24 protein-coding genes are annotated in these 24,678 nt (G+C 39.4%); 2 read left to right on the forward strand and 22 right to left on the reverse strand.

Translation table 11 applies throughout. From position 1 onward, the window contains the following. Positions 1-47: 47 nt before the first annotated feature. From G6R02_RS15295 to G6R02_RS15395, 21 genes are all read right to left on the reverse strand, one after another. Complete coding sequence (locus G6R02_RS15295) at positions 48-2,882, reverse strand: VWA domain-containing protein (protein ID WP_164670099.1); 2,835 nt, start codon at positions 2,880-2,882, stop codon at positions 48-50. Further along, positions 2,863-4,692, reverse strand: a complete 1,830-nt coding sequence (locus G6R02_RS15300; protein ID WP_164670100.1) for a vWA domain-containing protein — start codon at positions 4,690-4,692, stop codon at positions 2,863-2,865. Before G6R02_RS15300 ends, G6R02_RS15295 begins: the two co-directional genes overlap by 20 nt. Positions 4,693-4,696: 4 nt before the next feature. Then, a complete protein-coding gene (locus G6R02_RS15305) occupies positions 4,697-5,578 on the reverse strand; it encodes a DUF58 domain-containing protein (protein ID WP_164670101.1) in 882 nt (293 codons plus the stop codon). A gap of 4 nt (positions 5,579-5,582) precedes the next feature. Further along, positions 5,583-6,575 (reverse strand): AAA family ATPase, encoded by a 993-nt coding sequence (locus tag G6R02_RS15310; RefSeq protein WP_164670102.1) that lies wholly within the window; start codon positions 6,573-6,575, stop codon positions 5,583-5,585. 1 nt (position 6,576) lies between these two features. Then, a complete protein-coding gene (locus tag G6R02_RS15315) occupies positions 6,577-8,205 on the reverse strand; it encodes a hypothetical protein (RefSeq protein WP_164670103.1) in 1,629 nt (542 codons plus the stop codon). A gap of 3 nt (positions 8,206-8,208) precedes the next feature. Further along, on the reverse strand, positions 8,209-9,093 hold the full coding sequence (locus tag G6R02_RS15320) for an ABC transporter permease (protein WP_164670104.1): 885 nt from the start codon (positions 9,091-9,093) through the stop codon (positions 8,209-8,211). After that, positions 9,094-10,026, reverse strand: coding sequence for an ABC transporter ATP-binding protein (locus G6R02_RS15325; protein ID WP_164670105.1), 933 nt, complete (start codon positions 10,024-10,026; stop codon positions 9,094-9,096). Beyond that, the gene (locus G6R02_RS15330; RefSeq protein WP_164670106.1) at positions 10,023-12,416 is read right to left on the reverse strand and encodes a hypothetical protein; all 2,394 of its coding nucleotides are present in this window, start codon (positions 12,414-12,416) and stop codon (positions 10,023-10,025) included. Before G6R02_RS15330 ends, G6R02_RS15325 begins: the two co-directional genes overlap by 4 nt. 184 nt (positions 12,417-12,600) lie before the next feature. Further along, a complete protein-coding gene (locus tag G6R02_RS15335; RefSeq protein WP_164670107.1) occupies positions 12,601-13,257 on the reverse strand; it encodes an SDR family oxidoreductase in 657 nt (218 codons plus the stop codon). A 139-nt stretch (positions 13,258-13,396) separates the two neighbouring features. Beyond that, positions 13,397-13,795 carry a DUF6220 domain-containing protein gene (locus G6R02_RS15340; RefSeq protein WP_246202583.1) on the reverse strand — a complete coding sequence of 133 codons (399 nt, stop codon included), beginning with the start codon at positions 13,793-13,795 and terminating at the stop codon, positions 13,397-13,399. Between the two features lie 34 nt (positions 13,796-13,829). Further along, positions 13,830-14,633: a DUF4097 family beta strand repeat-containing protein gene (locus tag G6R02_RS15345; RefSeq protein ID WP_164670109.1), complete on the reverse strand. Its 804-nt coding sequence runs from the start codon at positions 14,631-14,633 to the stop codon at positions 13,830-13,832. Next, positions 14,626-15,186, reverse strand: coding sequence for an HAAS signaling domain-containing protein (locus G6R02_RS15350; protein WP_164670110.1), 561 nt, complete (start codon positions 15,184-15,186; stop codon positions 14,626-14,628). Before G6R02_RS15350 ends, G6R02_RS15345 begins: the two co-directional genes overlap by 8 nt. Further along, positions 15,179-15,502, reverse strand: coding sequence for a PadR family transcriptional regulator (locus G6R02_RS15355; protein WP_164670111.1), 324 nt, complete (start codon positions 15,500-15,502; stop codon positions 15,179-15,181). The genes G6R02_RS15350 and G6R02_RS15355 overlap by 8 nt, the downstream gene beginning before the upstream one ends. A 250-nt stretch (positions 15,503-15,752) precedes the next feature. Further along, positions 15,753-16,352, reverse strand: coding sequence for a DNA-3-methyladenine glycosylase (locus tag G6R02_RS15360; protein WP_164670112.1), 600 nt, complete (start codon positions 16,350-16,352; stop codon positions 15,753-15,755). Between the two features lie 83 nt (positions 16,353-16,435). Continuing rightward, positions 16,436-17,104, reverse strand: coding sequence for an HAD family hydrolase (locus tag G6R02_RS15365; protein WP_164670442.1), 669 nt, complete (start codon positions 17,102-17,104; stop codon positions 16,436-16,438). 80 nt (positions 17,105-17,184) lie between these two features. Next, positions 17,185-17,742: a cysteine hydrolase family protein gene (locus G6R02_RS15370; RefSeq protein WP_164670113.1), complete on the reverse strand. Its 558-nt coding sequence runs from the start codon at positions 17,740-17,742 to the stop codon at positions 17,185-17,187. Between the two features lie 199 nt (positions 17,743-17,941). Further along, positions 17,942-18,268, reverse strand: a complete 327-nt coding sequence (locus G6R02_RS15375; protein WP_246202584.1) for a hypothetical protein — start codon at positions 18,266-18,268, stop codon at positions 17,942-17,944. 356 nt (positions 18,269-18,624) lie between these two features. After that, on the reverse strand, positions 18,625-19,104 hold the full coding sequence (locus G6R02_RS15380) for a hypothetical protein (RefSeq protein WP_164670114.1): 480 nt from the start codon (positions 19,102-19,104) through the stop codon (positions 18,625-18,627). A gap of 28 nt (positions 19,105-19,132) precedes the next feature. Beyond that, the gene (locus G6R02_RS15385) at positions 19,133-19,675 is read right to left on the reverse strand and encodes a hypothetical protein (protein ID WP_164670115.1); all 543 of its coding nucleotides are present in this window, start codon (positions 19,673-19,675) and stop codon (positions 19,133-19,135) included. Between the two features lie 22 nt (positions 19,676-19,697). Then, positions 19,698-20,012 (reverse strand): cytochrome c oxidase subunit II, encoded by a 315-nt coding sequence (locus tag G6R02_RS15390; RefSeq protein ID WP_164670116.1) that lies wholly within the window; start codon positions 20,010-20,012, stop codon positions 19,698-19,700. A 19-nt stretch (positions 20,013-20,031) separates the two neighbouring features. Beyond that, on the reverse strand, positions 20,032-20,565 hold the full coding sequence (locus G6R02_RS15395; protein ID WP_164670117.1) for a hypothetical protein: 534 nt from the start codon (positions 20,563-20,565) through the stop codon (positions 20,032-20,034). 380 nt (positions 20,566-20,945) lie between these two features. Between G6R02_RS15395 and G6R02_RS15400 the strand changes: the two genes are divergently transcribed. Together G6R02_RS15400 and G6R02_RS15405 are read left to right on the forward strand one after the other, a co-directional pair. Then, complete coding sequence (locus G6R02_RS15400; protein WP_246202585.1) at positions 20,946-22,070, forward strand: thermonuclease family protein; 1,125 nt, start codon at positions 20,946-20,948, stop codon at positions 22,068-22,070. 389 nt (positions 22,071-22,459) lie between these two features. Then, positions 22,460-22,831: a DUF1360 domain-containing protein gene (locus tag G6R02_RS15405; protein WP_164670118.1), complete on the forward strand. Its 372-nt coding sequence runs from the start codon at positions 22,460-22,462 to the stop codon at positions 22,829-22,831. A 452-nt stretch (positions 22,832-23,283) separates the two neighbouring features. Here the strand turns inward: G6R02_RS15405 and G6R02_RS15410 are convergent, their stop codons facing one another. Next, the gene (locus tag G6R02_RS15410; RefSeq protein WP_164670119.1) at positions 23,284-24,285 is read right to left on the reverse strand and encodes a tRNA dihydrouridine synthase; all 1,002 of its coding nucleotides are present in this window, start codon (positions 24,283-24,285) and stop codon (positions 23,284-23,286) included. Between the last annotated feature and the right edge of the window lie 393 nt (positions 24,286-24,678).

Raw genomic sequence — 24,678 nt, forward strand, 5'->3', positions numbered from 1 at the left:
GAATGGCACCAGCCCTTTGGATAGAAAGCAGATAAGTCAATCAACATTTATTTTCCTCCACGTTTTTTTGCACTCAGTAATCGGGCCAGTCTTTCTTCTTTGCTTTCACCACCATTACTTTGGCTTGGTTTGGACTTCTCAACCGGTTTTTGTCTTTCCATTTTTTCTTTCTGTTTCCCTTTCTTTGGTGGGTCTGGTTTTTGTTTAACTGGTAGATTCGTCTGCTTCGGTTGTGGAGCAGTCTTTTTCGTTGATGCTTGTTTTAATTGACCAAGCTGTGCAGACCTTTTTTCTGTGACCTCACTTACCTTACTCCGTTGTTTTTTCAACCCTGAGCTCAATTTCGTAACAAATGCAAAATTTATTCGGAACCGTCTAACTGCCACATCCACCATAAACAAAAGCAATGCCACGGCCAGTAATAGATAAAATAAATCCTGTCTATCGTAACGAGGTGGTAAATCCTCTGGTGAAAAGACATTGTCCAGGTTTTCGATTACCTGACCACCGCCCGCTGAAGCTATTTCTTCGATTAGGTGATCATTCGTAGGCGTGAATGTATATTCCTTTGAATACGGAACGACGATTCCTGTCTTGAACGAGCCGACAACTTTTTCATTTTGCCGTTCGGATATTTGTAAAAAGTAAACACCGGATTCACTAGCCTCAAAAGTTCCTTGATACTCTCCCGGAGCTTTTGGTTGCAGGTTGAAGTCGACTTCTTCCCCTGTTTCACTTACCAGATTTGCAGTTAAATTGGCTGGATCATTATCTGCTGCTGTTACGTTAAGTGTAACTTGATTTCCCTCAATCTTTTTCGATACTTGATAGGTTTGCTTTTGATATTGTGGAAATGTCCAGGTGACAATATCATTCCACAGCGGAGACCAATTTTTCCACGCAGGCCAATTACCAGCCCATTTTCCGGACAAGTCCGATGTCCAGGCAACTGTTTTGCCTAACCCATATTGCCACCTGGTCAAAACCGGATCACCTTTTTCACTTGTTAAAATTTGCTGTGCCCGACCTTTTGGGGTTGTGGCAATATAAGCATTCATCTGTGGAACACCATTTTCAAAATACGATCCCCATCCATAAGCCCTGACAAGCTTAGGAAAAAACGGATCATCTTCAATATATGTTCTGGTGACCAATGCAGTTTCTCTGGATAAAATCGTTGGGATACTGGAGTCGTTTTGCACCTGATAAAAACGGCCACCACCCAACTGGGCCATTTCTTCTAACAATGGCCCATCTGCTCCCATTCCAATCGCTACCGTTGATAAGGTTATCCCCTTTTGCTGTGCTTCTTCAATCATTTGCCGATAGTTAATCGATGTCGCTGACTGACCATCCGTCAGCAGTATGATGTGTTTCCTCTTTAATTCCAAGGGCTCCATTTGAGCGTAGGCTTGAGATAATGGTGTGAAAATATCTGTACCACCACTTGCTGTTATCGAGCGAATATTCTTTAGCACTTCTTCCTTATCATTGATTGGCCCAAGTTCGACCACCTGCCAGGGAGCTGAGTCAAAGGCAATTACCCCAAGCGTATCTTTTTCCCTTAGCAGTCCAACTGATCGGGCAGCCGCTTCACGAGCCAATGCAATTTTACTTCCCATCATGCTCCCTGATTTATCAAGAACAATTGACAGACCAAGTGAAGGCAGTTCTTTTTTTCCTTTTAGATCCATATTTACTGGCATCAATCGCTCAATCGGAGTTTTAAAATAACCACCAACACCAAACGATTGATCACCACCAGTCATGATAAAACCAACCCCAAAGTCCTTTACCGCACGTTCAATTAATTCCATTTGCTTTCCCGTAGTCATATGGGCAGATACATTGCTGAAAATAATTGAGTCATACGTCAAATAACTGCTTAATTGTCCAGGCAATAACGCTGGAGGTATTGTTTCCACCTGAACCGCGGAGGCATCAAGCGCTTTTTCCAGGTTAGCTGCTGCATCATTTTTCCCTTCAACAATCAAAACATTCGGCAAACCTTTTGTTTCAGCAAATGCTGACAACTGATTATTTTCAATGACCTGGTCTCCCTCGCTGACTATTTCTGCATTAAACGTATGAAATCCGTCCGTTGAAACCAAGTGGTTAAACGCCAATTGATTCGTTCCTTTATTCAATTCAACGGTTTGATCAATGATCGTTTCTCCATCCTGTGTGATGCGTATTTGGCTTGTTGTATCAATGCTGCTGTCTATTGTCATGGAAAGGGTTGCTTGTTCACCTAAATAGATATTTTCCGGTACATCAAAGGATGAAATCGCAACATCGTCCTTATAAACCGATTCAAAAGGCATAACATCAACAATGTAGCCCCGTTTATTTAAATAACTTGCTTGCCTGAGGGCATCACCAATATTTTCATTGCCATCTGTCATTAACACAACCCGACCTTTATCATCCGCTGAAAACAAACTTCCAGCCAACTGTAATCCAGAAGCCAGGTTCGTATAGGAACGGTTCACTTCGGTTTGAAACGACTGAATACCATCTCCCTGATCAGATAAAGGAGTTTCTACTACAGCTTCTCTTCCAGTAGACACTATACCTGCTTGATCTTCCGGAGCTTTGCCATTGATTGCATCATTTACTTGTTTCAGCGCAAACTCTTCGTTATCAGCCATACTGTGTGATCGGTCAACAACGAAAGCAGTAGCCATCTGTTGGATTGGCCAAAGTATTTGTACCCCTGCCAATGCCAGAATAATCAGGGTGAAAACAATCGTGCGCAGAACTGTCAAGACTATCTTTCTGCCACCAGATAGTAAACTATTGGACCGCCAGTATAAATAAAGAACGACAACCATTGGAATGAATCCGAGAAACCATAAGGGATTATCGACTTGAAATGCCACGTCGATACACCTCCCACTCGATAAACAATAAAATTAAAGCTATGCTAGCAAAAATACGCCAGATTTCCTGTTTAGATAATTGTGCAGAACGCTCTTCCTGCCCCTCAACATCAACGGAAAAGGATTTGGCCGATTTAATAGTCCGTTCTTCATTATCCAACTGAACGACAAAATAGCTAAACAACGACCCGGATGCTGATTTTTCATGAAGTTGATAGATTCCTGGTTTACTTGGCATCGTTAACTCTGGTTGACTAAAACTTATTTCTTTAACATTTTCACCGTCCAATCTTTCTATTACCGCTTCCTCTGTTACTGTTGATAAATTAATTGTTGCAGTTTCCAATGGCTTATAATAGCCCAGTGATTCCCCGCTTCCTGCTAATTCTTCAATACTATTCGCAAGCATTATCGGGAAGCCTGGCTGAAGCGGCCAATCCGAATCATTCAGGTCAAATGCAAATAAAATCATCGGGGCCTTCTCATACGTCCCTTTGCCGATGATAACCTGGTCGCGACTTTGAACAAGTGGCTGCAAATCGTTCCAATTACCAATTGGATATGCCTGACCTAAATAAACGTTACTTACATTGGAATAGGATAATATCGGGTCATCCATCACTTGTTTTAAGCCATAGTTTAATTCTATTTTTTCTTCCACATCAAAAGGTCCTCCAACAGAAGGAGAAAAAATCAACTTCGGTCCGGCTGGCCATTGATCAGCTTCAACTCCCGATAACAGGTAAATGGCTTCCGGCTTCTGTTCGGGAAAAGAATAGTTGCCATTTTCATCTTTTGGAACCGTTGTTACTTGCATTCCAGCCGACAGAAGTGCCTGTTCGATAAACGAATTAACCTCACCCACTAAATAAATCGATGACGATAGCTGTTTCGGTAACAAAGCATACATGACATTATCCAACGAATAGGCATCATCATCTGTTTTCACCTGGTAATAATCATGAACAGGTAAATTATTAAGGCTAATCGTTTGCTGTTCGTTTGCCGGAATATTTTCCGTTAACTGCTCCAATGCATTTCCATCATTACTGACCGACAGTGTAACATCAGCAGCTTCTGACGATTGATTTTTCACGGTAACAATCGCAGCGACTTGATTACCGGTTTGTTTAACACCAAACGCTTGGATAGATATATTTTTTTGTGATACTTGACTATTATGTACAATGATTGGATTAGAAAATTTCTGACCAGATAGGCTATCCTTGTCCAGATTGTCCGTAAATATATGCACCTCGCCTGTCTCCTGTTGGATCAACGACTGTGCCAATTGCACACTATCACTAAGGTTCTCATGCTGGTAGGTCAGCTGTAAGTCTTCTATTTTATCAAGGACAGCCGCATGATTTGTCTGATTGGAAGCAAGCAGGACAGGGTCTTTTTTGGCATGAATCACACTAACTTTATGACCGTTTCCCAACTGGTCAATTATCTCCTGTGCCTGTTGTTTTGCTTCAGCGAACCTCGTCTTACCACTTTGTTCGGCCATCATTGTTGCCGATGAATCAAAGACGATAACCAGATGATCTCCGCTTACTTCCTCACCAACAAAATATGGACGAGTCAACGCAAAAATCAGAAACAACAGGATAAGGAGCTGCAGAAGTAATAATAAATTCTTCTGAAGTTTGCTCCACCAGCGATCCGACTCCCATTCCTGGAGGGTGCGTTCCCATAGATAAATAGACGAAATGGTTTGCTTATCATATTGCTTTTTAAAGAAATAGAATACAAGTAATACTGGAATAGTACTTAAAAACCAGAAAGAAATCGGTGCCAGAAACCCCATACCTTCACCTCCCGATCCAGCCTTTACGCATTATTGACGAAAAAATCGTTTCTTCCAAGCTAGTAGAAGTAGGACAGATAATTAACTCCATTCCCCGCCGGTGACAGAACGATTTGATTTTGTCTGTATGGTTTTCAAATAATTGCTTGTAGTTATCAATAACTTTAGGAGACATCGATACTTCACGCCGTCCAGTTGTCTCGATATCAACAAGTTGCAGGTCACCTATGTAGTCAGGGTCAACTTCCTCCGGCAACACAACTTGAATAAGCAATACTTGCTGGTGTCGTGCCTGCATCTTTTTAATTGCCGAAAACAAGTTGGCAGGATCATCCAGGAAATCGCTGATTATAACATTAAGACTTCCCTTTCTTCCTTGGTTTGACTTCTTGACCAGATGCTGACCAAATCGTTCTTCCCCATTCGCTACGGAAACTTCGTCAATAAAATGGATGACTTTATTCGTCATTGCCTTTCCCTTTGTATACGGGTAAATGCCAGAGGGGGAAGCAACTGGAATAAAGCTTAACCGGTCTGAATTTGCTAAGGTTAAAAATGTGAATGATGCAGCAAGTTGCTTTGCCCTATCCCACTTTTCATTCGTAACGCCCATTGATTTCGTACAATCCAAATAGATGGAGACCGAAAGCTCCTGTTCATCCAAAAAGCGTTTAACATAATATTTCTGTGTTCTCGCATATGTATTCCAATCAATCTGCCTCAGGTCATCCCCAGGATTATACAGACGATAATCGGAAAATTCCAAGGAGGTTCCCTGTCGCTGTGACCGCCGCTCACCCTTATGACCTCCCCGAACAATGCGCTTGGAGGTAAGTTTAAAATTAGCAAGACGTTTGGACAGGACTGGCGGTAGAAGCGTAGTCATCGGCTCACGACCTTTCTTCTACATTCTTAAGCAATTCTGTGATTAACTGATCCTTATCGACCTGTTCAGCTTCCCCTTCAAAATTTAAAAACAAGCGATGACGAAGCACCGAATAAGCTACCTTTTTTATGTCTCCCATTGATACATTGTAACGTCCATCAAATAATGCCCGAACTTTCGCAATGGCGATTAAACTCTGCAGTCCTCTCGGTCCAGAACCGTAATGGACATAATTTTTCACACCACCTGTTGCATACTCATTATCCGCATGCGTCGCCATCGTTACATTAACGGCATAATCCAATACATTATCTGCTACCAGCAAGTGCTTAGCCATTTGCTGGACATGAACAACGTAGGATGCATCAACAAGTTTTTCCAGACCTTGAACACTCGATCCGGTCGTCCTTACTGCGATTTCCTTTAGTTCTTCACGTGTTGGATAGGCGACATCAATTTTCATGATAAACCGATCCATTTGTGCTTCCGGCAACGGATATGTCCCTTCCAATTCAATCGGGTTTTGGGTAGCAAGCACAAAAAATGGCTCCGGCAATGTATGCCTTTCTCCCATTACCGTAACGGTTTTCTCCCCCATCGCTTCAAGCAACGCACTTTGGGTTTTCGGCGTCGCACGGTTAATTTCATCCGCCAAAATAATATTAGAAAAAAGTGGACCCTGATGAAAAACGAATGACTGCCCTCCTTGTTCATTTGGCTGGATCATGTTTGTTCCCGTAATATCTGTTGGCATCAAATCCGGGGTGAACTGTACACGTGAAAACTGCAGGTCCATAACTTCGGAAATTTTACGAACTAGCATTGTTTTCCCAAGACCAGGCAGCCCTTCCAGTAAGACATGTCCCTCAGCAAATATTCCCCAGAGAAGCTGCTCGACAACATCACTTTGTCCAACGATGAAGCGACTAATTTCTGATTTCACTGCTTCAATCCGTTCCTTTACTTCCATCAACTCTTGTTCATTTACTGCTTCCATACTAATTCGCTCCCTCCGCTGGCTTTATATCGGAAAAGTAATCCTTGATTATTTCCTGTAAATGGTCCGGATAATCGTTTCGTTCCAAGCTCTCACGGTAGGTATTTTCATAGTGCTGGTAAACCTCACCATATGAACGCACTTCCCCAGGCACAATTGGTGCGTTTGGAGCGATTTGTTGTTCACTTGGCCCCGAACCCAATTCACCTGTATCTACTTCCCGGTTCTGTTTACCATCCAGTTTTTCGGGAACAGTTAGGTTATGGTTGCCGGCACCGAGACCTGCACCATTACCACCACTACCAGACCCACTGCCTGAACCTGAACCGCTCCCACTTCCAGAGCCCGAGCCACTGCCCGATCCTGAACCGCTTCCAGACCCTGATCCACTACCCGAACCGGTGCCACTCCCGTTTCCGGACCCTGAGCCACTACCAGAGCCAGACTTCCCTTGTTGACCGCTTTGACCTGATGGACCACTAGTTCCTGACGTGCTGCCTGATGATGATGGACCACTTGAAAATGCCAGTGAACCCGGTGTACCAAGTCCGGCAGCTGCCATTTGCTGGTTCATATTTTTGGCAAGTTGTTGTAAATCCTTCTGTGCTGCTGCTAGCTTCGATTCATTTCCGGCAGATTTTGCAAGGTCCTTCAGTTGTTTTTCCATCTTAGACATTAAATGTTCAAGCTGTTCCTTGGATAACTCCCCTTTAGGCAGTGCTTCACTATCCATTCCCATTGAGTTGGCTGCTGACTTTAGCTTTTTCTGTAAGGCCTTTAATTCTTCCTCACTCAAATCGTTCAGTTGCTCCTTCAGCATTGCCATTTGCTTTTCCATTTGTTTTGGATTCATTTGATTGATAGCCTTTGCCAGGCTGTTTAGTCCTTTTGACTGTAAGTGTTTTGCCAGCTTATTTAATTGCTTTTGGCTGTTTTCGGATTGCTCCTTCAGTTCATTCAGCTGCTTTTCCGCCCGCAGCAAATCCTCTTTCATTTCCCCAGCTTTCTTTTCCTGTTTTACTTCTTCAAGAAGCTTATCCAGCTTTTCGTCTGCTTCTTTCCCTGCTTTTTCTTTATGTTTTTCAGTGAACTGTTCAACCTTTTCTTTGTTCTCTTTTATAATTTCCTGTTCTTCTTCCTTGTCCTTCGCAGCTTCCATTGCATCATTTGGAAAAAGAATTCCAAGATACGCAACCAGCAGCAGACTGGAGAAAATAGCTAATTTCCTCCATTGAAACCAGTTGACCTTTTCCTGCTTAATATCCGGTAATACCTGCTTCATTTTTTTCAGGGTGTCTTTTCGTTGCAATTCGGCAATATCCGATGTCTCATCCTTAAAATGAAAAGAAGTTGTTACACGGTCATCCAAGCCCTGTTGATCAAATTTCCTGGCTGCCTCAAGATTGGTTGGTTTTTTCCAAAAAAAGTAAACGAGAAAACCAACAATAACCAGAACAATTGTTATTGCAATTTTAATGTCTACATAAGGAATGATTATAAACCGGCTGGCCACTGCCCACAGCAACGTAATCCCCGCACACGTTAGAAGGAAGGTATACAAGGTATGAACTGCAACTTGTAACCTTAGTTTTCTTTTCACTTCTTTCAGCAACCGAAAAAACTGATCCATAGATTACCCCTTCTTCATTTTCTTTGACTTAATTCTAGTACTGGGCCGCAGACGTCTAACTGCAATTAGTAAGATAACCAACGTAATTGTGGAATAAGCAAGCGTAAATCCTGTCCAAAGCGGCAAGTCAATACCCAGTTGCCGAAATTGATACATAAACAGATTCATATCAAACGATGAGAGCATCGCGACTGCAGGATTAAATATCAGAACCAGGTATGGCAAAATGTTGTTATTCGTTTGTCCAGTTCCCACAGGTCCTTGCGAAAATCCAAGGATTAAGCGCATCATGATAAAAAACAGAATCAGTGTACCTATAACTAAGAACAGCATCACTCCATACGTGGTAATAGTAGATACGATTGTTTTCTTCATAATCGTCGAAAACATGATTCCTATACTTCCTAATGCCAGCATTGTCAATAACTGATAGCCAAACATTGTAAGTACCATTTGCGGTGACACACCACCATACAGGAAAACAATACTGTATAACGGTAAAGATGCGATTAACATTAATGTCAGGAATAATATTGAAGAAAACAGCTTGCTCAAGATAATCGATGTTGATGACTGTTGAGTTGTCAGCATAATATTCAGGGTCTGCTTTTCCCTCTCTCCACTGATCGATCCTGCTGTCAGTCCAGGCGTAATAAAAATGATTAAACCAAGCTGACCCATCGAAAGCAGCATAAATAAATTTTTACTATCTGCAGCTGTAAAACTATCACGAGTAAACTGTGTTTCGGTGTAGATGAACGCCAGGCAAACCGCCCCACATATAGCCAAGAATAAAAAGATACCTACAAAATTTTTGAATGATCGAAACCTTAATCTAATCTCTTTATTTAAGACAGGGTTGATGAATAATCCTTGTAATCGACTCATCTACTCACCTCCCTTGGTAATTTCCATAAAGATGTCTTCCAAATTCGTTTGTTTTTGTGAAAGCGTTAAGATAGGTAATCCACTGTTTACGGCTTTTTTCAATAATGCCACTTGCTCATCGTCCGTTCCCTGATACGATAGCTGTAATAGTTGAGTATCTTGTTCACTCCGGTCAATCTCAAGCACATTAGGGTCATCCTCAAAAAACGAGATTGCCTGCTCTACATTTTCATTTACTGTTACTAACAATACTTTTTGTGCTTGCAGCTGGTTTTCAATCTGGCCGACATTCCCATGTGCAATTAATTGGCCGTTTTCAATTACCCCTAATTCATCACAGAGCTCTGACAGCTCCGGAAGAATATGAGATGAAATAATGATTGTCTTATCCATATTTTTAAGTTCCCTTAATATTCCTCTCATTTCAACCCTGGCACGGGGATCGAGCCCGGAAGCAGGCTCATCCAGTATTAAAACCTCCGGGTCATGAATTAATGCCCTTGCCAAACAAAGACGCTGCTTCATTCCCCTTGATAACAAATCAACATAGGCATCTATTTTTTCTGTTAAATTTACTAGTTCCAGTAATTGCGGAATTATTGTCTTTCTTTCAGTGCTTGAAATTCCGTAACTGGCACCATAAAAATCCAAATACTCATGTACTTTAAATTGATCATACACACCAAAGAAATCAGGTACATATCCAATATGCTTGCGAACCTGCTTCGGATCCTTCGTCACATCGTACCCGTTTATATATGCAGTCCCTTCACTCGGTGCCAAAAGCGTTGCCAAAATGGAAAAAGTTGTTGATTTTCCTGCACCATTTGGACCGACAAACCCAAACACAGTACCTTTGTCAATGGTTAAGTTAAGATCTTCGAGTGCTGTAAATGAACCATATCGTTTCGTTAAATTCAGGATCTCAATCATGGGTTTATCACTCCTTCAGCAGTAACAGTTGGAACATCTATTGGACCTTGTGCAGCTATACTGACACGAAGCACGATTGCATTATCTTTTAGATAGTTTTCGTCTGCCTTTTGATTAAAGGTAGCATAATTTTGCTCAATCGGTTCATACGTATCGCTTTTAACGTTATAAAGCGAAAAGGCTGCACCATTTCTGCGATGCTTAATGCGTATCCCTAATTCCGCTAACTCAAATGGTTGCTTACTCAAAGACTCTGGCAGTTCATACGTCAATAAATAGGTGCCCGCTTCAGCATCAATGAAAGGCTCACCCCGTCCAATCCCATTGTGAAAGATTTGACCTTTGACGGTGGATACCTTTGGCAATTTTATTTCCGATGAAACCGAACTTGTTTCCCCTTCAGGTATTTGAATCGTTGCCGGTTGTGTAAATAGGTGAAGATTGTTCTGGACAGTTTCATCCCCGTTTACAGTTATTGGATTTAGCGATCCTTCGGTAAACCCGATTAATCTGGGTGAATTGACGTTACTATCTATATGGTTTCTAATTGCCATGGCCAAGAGATCTGACTTTAATTGTTCATCATTCCGCTGCCCCATTTGACCTGGGTGGCCAAATAATTTAAAGGCAACCTGTTCTGTTGGCTCTCCCTGGAAAAAGCCTTTGTTTCGCACATTGAAACTAACTTCTTTTGACTCGCCGGCAGCTAACTCTCCAAATTCATGATAGTTCTGTCCACTGATTAAGTAGATATTCTGAAAATCATAGTCAAAGCTGTTCGTAATTTTGCCGGTAATTTCACCATTGCTCAGTGTTAAATTCGATGCGAATTGACCATATTCTTTTACAGGATAATCAACTGCCACACTGCGGGGTGACCAAAATTCAACATGCTGAAATTGAACAATTGATTCGTTACCTTTCGCTTCAACATATGGTAAATCAGAATGCGATTGCTGTGGCTGTGGGCCGTATTGTCTTCCTGCAGGTAATGGATCAAGCTTATTGTCGAGGGATAACGTATACGAACCAGATCCTTTAGACAGCATCGATATTGCACCTTCACCACTGCCTATCCCTTGTTCATTGACGGAAATTACAGAAACTGTATTGGTTTTTACAGAGCCGCCTCGATCTTTTGCTCCTACTCCATATAGTCCGACACTTGATACAATTGCCAGCGCAGGAATGACCAGCCATGCCCACTCCCGTTTGTCCATTCTTTTTAAAACAATGTAAAGAACAGGAATAATCACCAACAAGTATGCTGCAAATAACAAGGAAAGCGTTGAAACCTTAAAATTTGCCAGCGTTGGAAAAGTTCTGGAAAGGTCCGCCAATCTATCACCCATATGCATATTAACAACATTCATTCCTGGGTTTGGACTGCTGATATCGCTTCCAATTGATTGCCATAATGGGGCATTACCTTTCCAGTTTGACAATGCCGAAAGCCCTAAATCAAAGGTTACTTGATTAACTGAGCCCCTTCCGAATTTTTTCTCAACAACTAAAGGTATGGAATCTTCTTTATACAAGACAGTAGCTTCCTTATCGATATCACCGGTAAACAATTCCAGGTTATTCGCTTCGATTGGCTCCTTGTACAGTTTTTCGAAGCCTTGAATCTTTTGAACAGTTTCTGTCCCTGTAATTGTTAATGGCAATACGTCTGCAAGCGTACCAAACTGCTTCTGCAGTCCTGGTTCACTGCCCGTAACAAGAGTTCCACCATTTCGCACCCAGTTTTTAATGGACTCTTGCATCTCCTCCGGTAATTTAGCAACCGAATAATCATTGATAACAAGCAGATCAAGGACTTCAAGTCCCTCTGCATCTTCAGGTATATCACTTGCCTCCAATGTAAAAACTTCAGGATTATTGCCATAAAATGATGTTAACTTTAAATAATTCAAACTATCCGGCCGGTCAGAAAGCACACCAATAACCAGTTTGTCAGGTTGAATATATGCAGGAGTTACTTCCAGGCTGGAATCAATCGATACCTCATTACCATTTTTCCAATCGCCCTCATATAAGTGGAATTGTTGCTCATTTTGATAAGGACCCTGTCTAAATCTTCCCATTTCCTCCATAGCTGGTAATGAGAAGGAAATTGTTTTTGTTGTCCCGGATGCAATGTCAATGGGTATTACTTTGTTGCCAACAGGTAATGTGAAAACCAGATCCCCATTGAAATTCTCTTTATTGTTCGTAACCGTTAAAGTAACAGGATACCCTTGCTGTTGTTTCGCTTTTCCATCTAAACCAGCTTCCACTTTTATTTCAAGTCTGTCCTGTTCATCGGCATGTGCTGTATATGTATAACCAAAACTTAAAAAAGTAAACACCAGTACAAAAAATCCGATGATTGCTATTAGTCTTTTCATCATCTTCCCCCTTTGCATCCATCTTAGACGATTTAAAATAGTAGAAATTTATTAGAAAACTATGTATCTATAGCAAACGTAATAAAATTGTAACATAATATAAGCAGAATTCTGAATATCAATTATATAAAAAGAGCTATTCGCCCTGAAATAGCTCTTTAAAATTACTTTTATTGGCAATTAGTTAAATTGAATCAATTGCTTCCTTAATGGATTTAGGATTATTACCTGTTACTACCTGAAATTCCTTGCCGATCGACTTCTCATTTTCCAGGCTGGAAACAATTACGTTTGCAATGTCTTCTCTGGGAACCTCACCCATTTCCACTTTTGATCCAACCTCTACTTGACCGGTTCCTTTATCATTTGTCAGCAAACCGGGGTGGATGATCGTATAATCCAAATCTGTTCCCCGCAGCCACTCATCCGAATAATGCTTCGCTGCAACATATGGTGCAAAGGAAGAAGGAGCATCCTGAATTGCTTCACGTGTCGTATCAAATGAACTAATCATAACAAACCGCTTCACACCAGCTGCTTTAGCTGCCTCAATTGTTTTTACTGCACCATCCAGATCGACCATAATAGTTTTATCTTTCCCTGTATGACCGCCTGAGCCTGCTGTGAATACAACTGCATCCATCCCTTCAGCAGCTTTCGCAATCGGATCGATGTCGCCTTCCAGGTCTACTACCGCAGTTTTCGCACCTAAATCTTCAAAAAAGGAAGCCTGCTCTTGCTTACGAATCATCGCCTTTGCCTCAAGGCTATCACTTTCCTGAATGAACGTAACCAGATGTTTTCCAATTTGACCATTTGCACCTGCTACAAGAATTTTCATAATCTCCATCCTTTCTAAATAAAACTATTTTGATTTCTTATCTTTATCATAAATAAAGAAGAAGAACGTTGTCTAGATTTCCGCTCCCTTGCAATCGACATCCGTTCTTCTTCTTTAACTCTATAAAAGTGCATTTCTATCAATGTGCTTCTTTACTTGATTCCATGTTATATGCATATCGCCAAGCCTTCTGACTGACTGCAATTGCCGCCCAGAACATAACCAATGCGATTACCGGATGAAATGCTCCAGCATTTGGTATATTGGCCGTTGCATACATCAAAATAAACAGTATGAACAATCCAAAACTCTGCCACTTCATGCTCTTTGGCAGCTTCGCAAAAAAACTGAAAATCAGCATCAGGATTGGTACATACTCAATAATTCTCACAAATATCCGGTGTGTCTGCCACCTGGATGGATCTACAAAAGTCGCTAACCCGGCGAAAAAAACCTGTGTTGCAACAGTTATTACAAAAACTACTGCCAGATAAAAGAAAACTTTCCGCCACAAGCACGCCTTTCCCGTTACCTCCACGTTCTTCATCCCCTTTCATAATCATTCGTTTCTTTTATTTCTCGACGGAAATATGCCCGTTATTGGTTTTCAGTTTTATTAGATTTTCCCCATCGCCAACGACAGTGTTCCAATTAGAGCTCCCAAAAACAGTCGCTTTGCCATTGTCAATTTCAATATCAAACGTTGTATTTGTCGGTTCTTTTTCGGTCTCAATTTTAATTTTTCCATTATTGGATTCTAATGTTATCGGGCGATCCAACGTTTTGGTTCCAAGATAAATTTTCCCATTATTTACTTTTCCGTAAATTTTTCCTTCTACATTTTCAAGTGAAATCTGACCATTATCCGCTTCTGTACTCACCATCGCCGCAGTAATGTTTTTCATTTCAATCAGTCCATTACTCACTCCAGCCTTAACTTCTCTGATCTTCAGCTGTTCTGCCTGAAATTCACCATTATCGATATCAACCTGTAATGATTCATATACTTTTTCGGGTAAGTGTACCTCCAATGTTAAAGATGTTCCTATGAAATTGAAAAAGTCGAAAAACTGCAATCTCTTTTCAACTAAATTGATGGATAATGTATTTCCATCTACATTAACGCTTAACTGATTTTTAACATCCTCCGTACTTCTACCAGATAATTCCACCCTCGGTTTATCTTCATTAGCTGAAATAAGCTCTACTTTTTGGTTATCTGCACTAATTTCAATATCTGTAATATCGTCATCAATGACCCTCTCTTCCGAAACGGTGACAGGTTTACTAGTTGTATTGAATGTAACAAAACTGCCAATCACACCAATAATTAAGAGAGCTAATGCAACAATGGATATTTTTTTGATGCTACTCATCTTTTAAACCTCCCTTCACAAGCGAAACGTTATATTTCAAATAACGCACCAATTGATTTGCCAACGCCTTTGTTGCAGAAAACATACCGATTACAATAAACAGTCCAACTCCACAAAGCATGAATGAAAAGAATAAATCAAACCATTCAAATCCTGCCGGGTAAGTTATCACATTTATTAAAACCATTAATGGTGAAACAATAAATGCAATCCCTGACGTCCATCCCGCAAATAAAATTGCCAGTAATGCAACAAATGGTCCAAACACGATTACAAAATTAAAGAATCCCAGTCCAATGACAGCCCATACTGCGCGAAAAATATTCCCTGTCGTTGCTGTGGCTTCCACTTTTTCAATGTGGTAATTAGCCTGTAATTCTTTAGCTATCTGCTTAGGTGACCCCAGCGATTCAGCAATTTGCTCTTCCGTTTTTCCGTCTGCTGAACCCATGGAAAAATGCTCCCGGAAGTCGTGCAAAATATCTTCACGCTCCGCCTGAGGAAGCTTTTTCAGTCCATTTTCCAGGCTTTTCAAAAACTGCTCTCTATTCATGGTTAACACCTTCCTTTACTATTTGATTAACACCATCCGAAAACTGCTCCCACTCATCATTAAGGACATAAAGGTGGTCTTTTCCTTTATCAGTAATCCTGTAGTATTTTCGGGAAGGACCTTCTTTTGACTCCTGTAAATAGGTTGTTAAATAATCCTCTTTTTTCAATCTCCTTAACAACGGATATACCGAACCTTCGGAAATGACGATCTGATCAGAGATTTTTTGAACAATCTCATACCCATAACGGTCTTGCTTATTTAGCAGCGCAAGTACGCAAAATTCCAAAGCTCCTTTTTTAAACTGTATATTCATTAGACGTACACCTCATTTTCACTACTGTGCATTAAACAGTACTGTAATAAAAAAATACCTTGTGAAAAATAATTTACCACACACTACTGTTTATTGCAAGGTACTGTATAAAATATTTTTTATGATTAAAGTTAAACATCAAAAAAAGCGTTAACCTTTTATAGATTAACGCCTCAGACCCACAGGGTATCTGTATTCACTTTGTTTTAGTTAAATAAACATTAAAATTGATGAAAGAATTCTATCCCATTTACCTGGAAATAAATTCATTCCCATCAATCCAAAATCTCCAAGGATAATCTTTCGCGTCCCCGGTATTTTCAATACCAATCCGTGGACCTGAGACAATTTCAGAAGGCTTCACTGTTTTTCCCTGAGCAATCCAAAGCGGGTACTGATTGAATGAATGCCCATAATCATCCATCGTAATTCCAAGTGCTTGAGTTAATTTGCCTGGGCCGTTTGTCCATTGAGTTTTCTTCTTTGCTTTTGGACGTCGTTTTTCCATTAATTCCTGTCCTGTATATGGATCAACCCCCCGTATCAATATAGCTTCCGGATGATTGATTTGTCCGCTCACAACGTTAACCAGGCAGTGTGTATGCATCGTATGGGTATACGCATGACCGGCTTCACCGAACATGATTTCCGTTCGCTTCGTCCTCCGATTGTTAAAGCTGTGTGCTGCACGATCATCAGGCCCGATATATGCTTCCGCTTCAACAATGAAACCAGAAGCAATCCCTTCATCTGTTTCCTTCAGCAGCCATTTACCAAGTAATGATTGAGCCATTTGAAGGGTTGGCTGATTGTAGAATGATTTATCCAATGGTTCTGGTGAGATGTGCATGCTATTTCTCCTTAGGTTTTAAAATTAATAATCATTATTTTGTTCTACAATGTATTGTAATACGTATCATCCGGAATAATCTTTTACTTCAAGGCCACATTTTTAATAATCAGAGGTACCTCTTTCAAATCATCCACCATAAAATCAGCTTTAACATTGTTCCATTTATAGTCTTTTTTCCATACACCCTTCATACCTGCCCGTTGAGCGGCCTTCACATCTTTTTCCGGGTGATCACCAACATAAATACTTTCGCCAGGCAAAACATTAAGGCTATCAAAGGCTCTATGGAATATTCGAGGTTCAGGCTTATTCATCCCTTCCCATTCGGATATGAGGATTGTCTCAAAGTATTTCTCAATACCCAAAGCCTTTATATTATCCATCTGAAACTGGCCTTTTCCATTAGTAATTATTCCAAGGTTATAGTTATCGCTCTTCAATTCTTCCAGCATACGAAGGAGATTGGGAAATGGGACACAGCTATATTGAAATTGACTGACATAATCCTGAAGCAATTCCTCCCAAGTCAGACCGGTAATATCAAATTCCGCCAGTAACTGTTGATATACTTTATCCTTCCAGACATAGCCTCTGTTATCAAGCTCTATGAACCTTGTTATATACTTATCTTTTGGCACATGATTTAGCCACTGATTGAAACGCTGGTATTGTTTTTCAATAAAAATCTTTACTGACTCATCCCGGTTCAGCAAAGTTCCATCTAGATCAAATAAAACAGCTTTTATTATATTTATCCTCCCCTGATATCCCAATTTCCTGGAGTGGTGACAAAGAAATTTGGATAGTCTTTTAACATTTTTCTATTCAGTTATCTATATAAATAGTGCGTTGGGTGAAACAGATCCTCATTTGTATTTCTGACAATCGAAAAGTGATCAACATTGTAATGGCCATGGAGCGTTTCATTATGATGCTTTACTATTTGTTCGGCACTTAGAACATCCCCGCCTATTGTTGAATGTCCATCACTAACCAATGTGACATCCATACCATTAATCGTGGCTGTTCTGACTGCACTATCGATGCAGTGTTGCGTTTCACAGCCCATTATAACGATGTGTTCCATTTCCTGAGATTTTAAGTGGCTTAGAAGTCCTGTCCCATGAAAGGAATTCGTTGCAGCTTTATCAAAAAAATTCGCATTCGCAGGCACACTAATTTCACCGTGAACCTGAAATCCATTCCCTTTACCTTCAGCAACGTCCAGATCCCTTACAAAGACAACCGGAATATCAGACTTTCCTGCTTTTTCAATTACCAAATTAATGTTTTTAATAAGCTGCTCCTTATTAAAAACTCCACGTTCTTCCTGATTCCCTTCAATTAACTCCTGCTGGGCATCAATTATTAATAATGTTTGATTCAAAAAATTTTTCCCCTTTCGAATGTGGGGAAACGCTATTATGTTATTTAGACGTTTTCCCCTTGGTATTTTCTACGTCTGCATATTTTTTGTTCATCATAATAACTACCTCCTGAACAGAGTATTGTCTAATAATTGGTGTTTCTAATTTTTAGACAATTTAACTTTACCATAATTTTTTTGGAAATAATATACCTTGTATTCAAGAAACACCAGACTTTTTCCCTTTTGAAAAACGAAATAATGCAATTACCAAACAAAGCATACTAAGCGCCCAAACCACACCGGAAATGCCTATTTGAAGTGAGACTTCTTCTGATGCCATCGGATGATCATAATCAAAAGCAACAGCCTTTAATGCAAAATATACTGCAACAGAAAACGATAGCAAATGCAGCAATGTCCAGATATATCCTGAACTGTTGCCTTTATTTTTCAACCAAAGAAACACCGTTATTAAAACCGAAATCCCCATAACAATTGAAAATCCGCCAATTAACATTCCCAAAACTTCTTGCTCTAAAGGCATAAGATCACCCCCAACTTTTCGCACCTTTATCTAAATAGTTCATTAAAATAAATGGAAATAAGTGTCCAATTAGGCAAGTAAAATAAGAACGGCACAAATAAATAAAAAATTGTATTAATATCTGTTCTCAGTTTCCTTGGTAAAACCAATAATATGGTTATGAAATATAATGGAAAAATAATAAAGGAAACTGGACGACTATTCATCAATAGATTCTTCGGTTCTGTTCCCATTAAAACCATTATTAATAGATAGCAGTATTCCAACAGCAAAAATATTCCTATTGACCACCAAAACCATTTTGGCTGTTCCCATTTTCTTTGCGGCAAAAGATTCCCCCTCCCTGAAAAAAGCTTTTAAAGGCTTTCCTCAACACTGCTACTATATTCGCTTAGACTGATCCCCTTTGAACCAAATCTACACTTAAGTTCTTTTTTCAGTTCTTCCGTATCTTCATTGGATAACCATTCTGTATAAATTGGTTCTTCCTTACCATTATCCAATTTAAATACGATGACTTCGTTGATTTTGGCAACCCGGTCCACATGATTGAATCGAATCAGTTTTCTTGAAAGAATATTTCCTCTGTACATTGACAAAGAACTGTCGTCAATGATTAGATAATCCTTTTTATGTAATTTAAAATAATATAAAGCCCTGTTTGTCCCTAATAAGATAAACACAAATAGGAGAATGCTTAAAAATGCTTTAGCGGTATATCCTGTATCAATTATAGAAAAGGAGTAACTAACAGAGAAAATAATTAATAATACATTAAATATCGAAAGTATACCTTCTCTAATCCATTTCCTTTTTGAAATAAATTTGTATCTCATTTTTTCCCCCTTTAAAACAGCACAAGAATTAAGAGCTTTTTCTTCTAAAATATACTAGTGATACACTAGCAATTCCCAGTATTGCTACGCTTATGGATAATTTTACAGTTCCATCCGAGTTTGACTTTGGCGATTTTCCATCTATAAAATCTTCATAAAAAGTCCTCTTTTTACCCTCTTCATCTACCTTACCATTGATGAGTTTTACCATCCCGTTTTGTGCTACTACTGGTGTTGGATAGCTGGCAAATTCAGTATGTTCCAAGAGTAAAAGAAACTTACCACCTTTTTCTTGAAAATCCTTTGTCATACTAACATCGTACATATCAATTCCAGCCGTTATTTCCGTGGTGGCTTCACCTTTTAAAACCCGTTCAACATCAAACTCATAACCACTGTAAATAAAATCGCTTTCTTCCGGGTTATCATTAAAATTGTATTTTCCAATAACAATTATATCCGCACGTTTAACAACCTCTTGTGGTTCCAATGTTTCATAGCTTGACGCTGAAACTTTGATGTTTATGCCAAGTATGAAAATAATCAATATCAGGATGAAAAGCTTCCTCATTATTTCCCTCCTATTTTCACAATTACCTTTCGTTCTCTTTCCACTTTTCATAGTTATACGTTAGTTCTAATAAGAAATAGAATACGAGAATCATGCCAACAAACTTTAATTCACCTGGATTTAGAGAAACAAACCAGTAAATCAAAAGAAAGAAAAGTATCATAAAGGGGAGTCCCCATAACGTACGTATCATCTTTCTTCTGTAAGTTAACCTGTAATAGTTCCATACAAAGCCTTTATCCACCTTTTCTTTATCCCGATATCTGACTAATTGAATTCTTGTGATAACTAAAACCAGGATTGCTATGAAAATAATTGATACTGTCAGCCTTATCACCCCTGCTTTTCACCGTTTATTAATAATACTTCCAATCAAGTTCCTCATTTTCAACCAGGGATCCTATTGTTTTTAAATGGTCAGTATCACTAACAATCTCATAATTTTCGAGGTAATTACTATTTAAATCCAAGGTAACAAATTCTGATTCGTAAGTATTTTCCTTTATCTTATTGGTTGAAACAAATCTTATTGAGTAAATTCTGAAAGGATCGTCTAGGTTTTCATCCTTTTTCAGCTCTAATTTTGAAAAATCTTGAAAGAGATCTTCCATAATTTCCTTATCTTCTATTTCTAGCTCCGCCTTTCTCTTAGGAAAATGATCATCAGCACGTTCATAAACCGTTAAGGTTGCCTTTTCCAAAATACTATCATCGTTGATTTCGTCTGAATAAAGCTCTGTGAAGGTTGTATATTTCATTTGGTCTACCAAAAAAATAGTTCCAAAGATTATACTTACAGTCACAATAATCAATGTGGTTCTTTTTTTGATAAACGCACTCAATAGCAGCATAAGTAAAATGATTCCAAAAATAGCCAATAAAAAAACCATAAACACCCTTCCCTAAATTATTGTCACCCTATTTGTACCAATTCTGAGTGTTTCCACTCCTTGAAGAAACAAACCCGTTAGCGAATTATCCTACTCTTAATCTGCCTTCTTTATAAAATCAAATATAAAACTGGATAGGATAAATGAAACCACTATCATTATTGGTATCACTATATGTTATAAGAAAAAAGCTTTCATAAATTATAACCTAGGTACACTTTATCATATTTTCTAAAAATTTTTAATACGGATAATTCCCGTTTTAATAATGCTTCTAACCCCATACTTCCATATTATGGTTTAACCTTTATTTGCTAATTACATTCGCCATCAAATGTACTACAATGGTGGATGAAATTTTGCAATAAGGAGGATTTTTCTTGCTGGATGATTTATTTTTGGCATTCATGCTTATAAGTCTTTTTTGTTTATTTTTAGGTCTTTTCTATCCAAAATACGTTTTATTCTGGCTTCCTTTTAAGGCAAGCCGTGGGTTGGTAGCTTCTATTTTTCCGGCACTTACGGTAATCTTTTTCATACTTTTTGGTATCACTGCACCACCTGTAGAGGAATTGGCAGATGGAAACAAGACGAAAAATGTTCAAACTGAAGAAACAGTGAATAAAGACGCGGCAAATAAAAAAGAGGATAGCGAACGGGATAAAAAAGACACTAAAGAAAAAACGGATACTGACAATAATAAAGATAACAAACAAAATAATAACAAATCGAAAACAGATAAAAATACTGCAAAAAATAACAACACCACAAAAGATACTTCCAAACCTGAGGAAGATACCGACAAAAAGAAAGAAAATGTTTCAACTGAATCTCCTGCCCCATCAGCTGCTAAAAAAGCAACCGTAAAGAGGGTAGTAGACGGCGATACCGTTGAAATTAAATACAACGGGTCAGTTGAAGATGTTCGATTACTCCTGGTGGACACACCGGAAACAGTACATCCATCAAAGCCGGTGCAACCAGTTGGTCCTAAAGCTTCTACCTTTGCGAAAAATACATTAACGCAAGGAGAAACTATTAAAATAGAATTTGACGGACCAAAGCGCGACCATTACGATCGCTTATTGGGATACATTTGGGATGACGGGAAGAATTTCAACAAGATGCTCCTGAAAAAAGGACTTGCAAGATATGCATATGTATACGATCCACCGTACACACATCAACAGACTTTCCAACAAGCAGAATCCTATGCAAAAAGCCGTGATCTTGGTATTTGGAGCATGGAAGGATATGTGACTCCGGATGGGTTTACTTCAAAATCGAACAAATCAGAGGATACTTCTTCATCGGATTCTTCCGGCTCTAATGATAATTCCAGTTCATCCGGTTATGACCCGAACGGACCGGATAGAGACTGCGGTGATTTTGATACACAACATGCTGCTCAGGATTTCTATGAAGCAGCTGGCGGTCCAGATGAAGATCCACACCGCCTGGATGGTTCTGATAATGATGGAAAAGTATGTGAGAGTCTTCCATAACTGGCAAAAGCCTCTTTGTTTGAGGAGGCTTTTTTTGGACAATAGAATTAAACGCGACCCCTCGTGCTCTGCGCGGAAATGGATGGGGAAAAAAGCATGCGACAGTTAATTATGTATTGAAAATCTCCAGGAAAAAGGAATATATTTGTAAACATAATGCCTTGAATCTTATACAATACCTCATTTTTGAAGCCGCTGGACGTCCTGAATATTGCGCAGGCTCAACAATTTCAACAACATTAAATAGAAAGCAGTAGGGTTTGGTCATTGGCCAAATCCTTTTTAGTTCCCTGAATATAACATGTCTCTTTCTCCTAGTTACACCCGTTGTCTTGTTTAAGATCCATCTTCAAGGTAACACTAAGGGAAAAATTAGAAAGGGCTGTTTTATGGAATTGGAAATAACCTTGATGGAGTTTATGATGCTGATACTTGCCAGCTATCGGCTGACACACTTAATCGTGTTTGATAAAATAACTGAATTTATCCGTAAGCCCTTTTTAACAACGAAAAAGACTTCATCAAAAGAAACGAAGCAGGTGCCTAAATCGAAATTCGGTTACCTCCTGACCTGTTACTGGTGCGCCGGGGTATGGAGCGCGATATTCCTGGGTCTGACATATTTGTGGATTCCCGACATTGCTCAGTATGTCATCTTTATCCTGGCAATTGCCGGCGGTCAGGCAATCCTTGAGTCTTTTGTCGGCGTGAATATTAAACGCACTGCTTTGTATGATGAGGAAACAAAAAAGTTGAAATAAGAAGAGGACCTAAATAAACACTCCTGTTTTTTCCGGAAAATGTGTGATGGATTTTATTCTATATTCAATCCCTTTCTCAAAAAAACCGAACCGTGGAGTAAGCGCCACATGCACTACTTGCACGGTTCAATTTCATATTTTTTCTCCATTATTGAGCGGTTTGTCCACCGTCAACAATGAGATTCACTCCTGTAATATAAGCGGCTTAATCCGAACAAAGCCGTACTGCTGCATTTTCCTGCTCATTCGGATGAAGAGAAAAGATGGATTGTATTGAGTTAAAGTTGGAAAATAACTGGATTATTATTGAAATAAATATTGGGTGGGTATTGAAAAAAGCCAGGACTAACAAGGGAAATAGCAGAATAAAGAAAGGAGAGAAATGCACTCGTTTCTCTCCCACTCAATCTTCATTAGAGGCAGAAGGACAGGTTTAACGTCCCGCTTCGCTTTTACCTTGAATTGGGACACTTCTCCTGTCCCCTCGTCTCATCAGTATTCTCAAAGTTATTGAGCAATGCACGCACTTCATCTGTCGACTCTGTTTCCATCAATTGATTTCTTAATTCACTTGCCCCTCGAAATCCGCGGACATATATCTTAAAAAAGCGACGAAGCGGTCTAAATGGACGTGACTCGAATTCTTTTGTATATTTATCAAAAAGATCAAGCTGCAATCTTAAGAGATCAAGCAATTCCTTCGTGCTATGGTCTTTGGGCTCCTTTTCAAAGGCAAATGGATTGTTAAAAACACCGCGCCCAATCATAACCCCATCTACTCCATATTTATGAACAAGCTCCAAGCCAGTTTGACGATCAGGAATATCTCCATTGATTGTTAAAAGTGTATCTGGTGCCACTTCATCACGAAGTTTCTTGATTTCCGGAATCAGTTCCCAATGAGCATCTACTTTGCTCATTTCTTTTTTTGTACGCAGATGAATAGAAAGATTAGCGATTTCTTGTTTCAATAAGTGTGCCAGCCAGTCGTGCCATTCATCTACATCCGTATAACCAAGCCTTGTTTTCACACTTACGGGCAAACCGCCAGCTTTTGCTGCCTGTATGATATCTGCCGCAACTTCCGGACGGCGGATGAGACCGCATCCCTTTCCTTTCGGTGCCACATTAGGAGCAGGACAACCCATATTAATATCCACACCCCGAAAGCCTTGCTTCGCCATTCCAATACTCATTTGCCGAAAGTGTTCGGGCTTGTCTCCCCATATATGGGCCACCATTGGCTGTTCATCTTCGGTAAAAGTCAAACGCCCACGCACACTAAAAATCCCCTCTGGGTGACAATAGCTTTCTGTATTTGTAAACTCTGTAAAAAATACATCAGGTCTGCCTGCTTCACTTACTACATGGCGAAAAATAACATTCGTCACATCTTCCATTGGTGCCAATATAAAAAACGGTCGTGGTAAATCACGCCAAAAATTATCTATCATATTCAAAACCTCTCACTATGGGACACTATGTTAAACACTTGTCCCCAAAATAAAAAGCAAAGATACCTCTGCTATCTTTATACTTATACCATGCTTGAGCACTTTTTATCAAACTATTGAAAGTTTTGATAATTATACACTTTAATAACTATTAAAATGCCGCCGAAGCGTTATGATCCGAGCGGTTTTCAGGTTTACTACCTAATGTTATTCTTCAGCTTAAGCCTCTGTTAGCCGGGGAAAACTTTAATTAGGAAAAAAAAAAGAACTACTTTTCAATATGCCTCTCATAACAAAAATAAGAGTAAAGTCTATAACCAATTGGAATAATTGCAAGAAGTGACAGCATATTACCACTTCTTTCCATTGAATAACTTTAACTATCAATACGCA

It is taken from the genome of Virgibacillus doumboii (genome assembly GCF_902806455.1).
Taxonomy (GTDB): Bacteria; Bacillota; Bacilli; order Bacillales; family Amphibacillaceae; genus Lentibacillus; species Lentibacillus doumboii.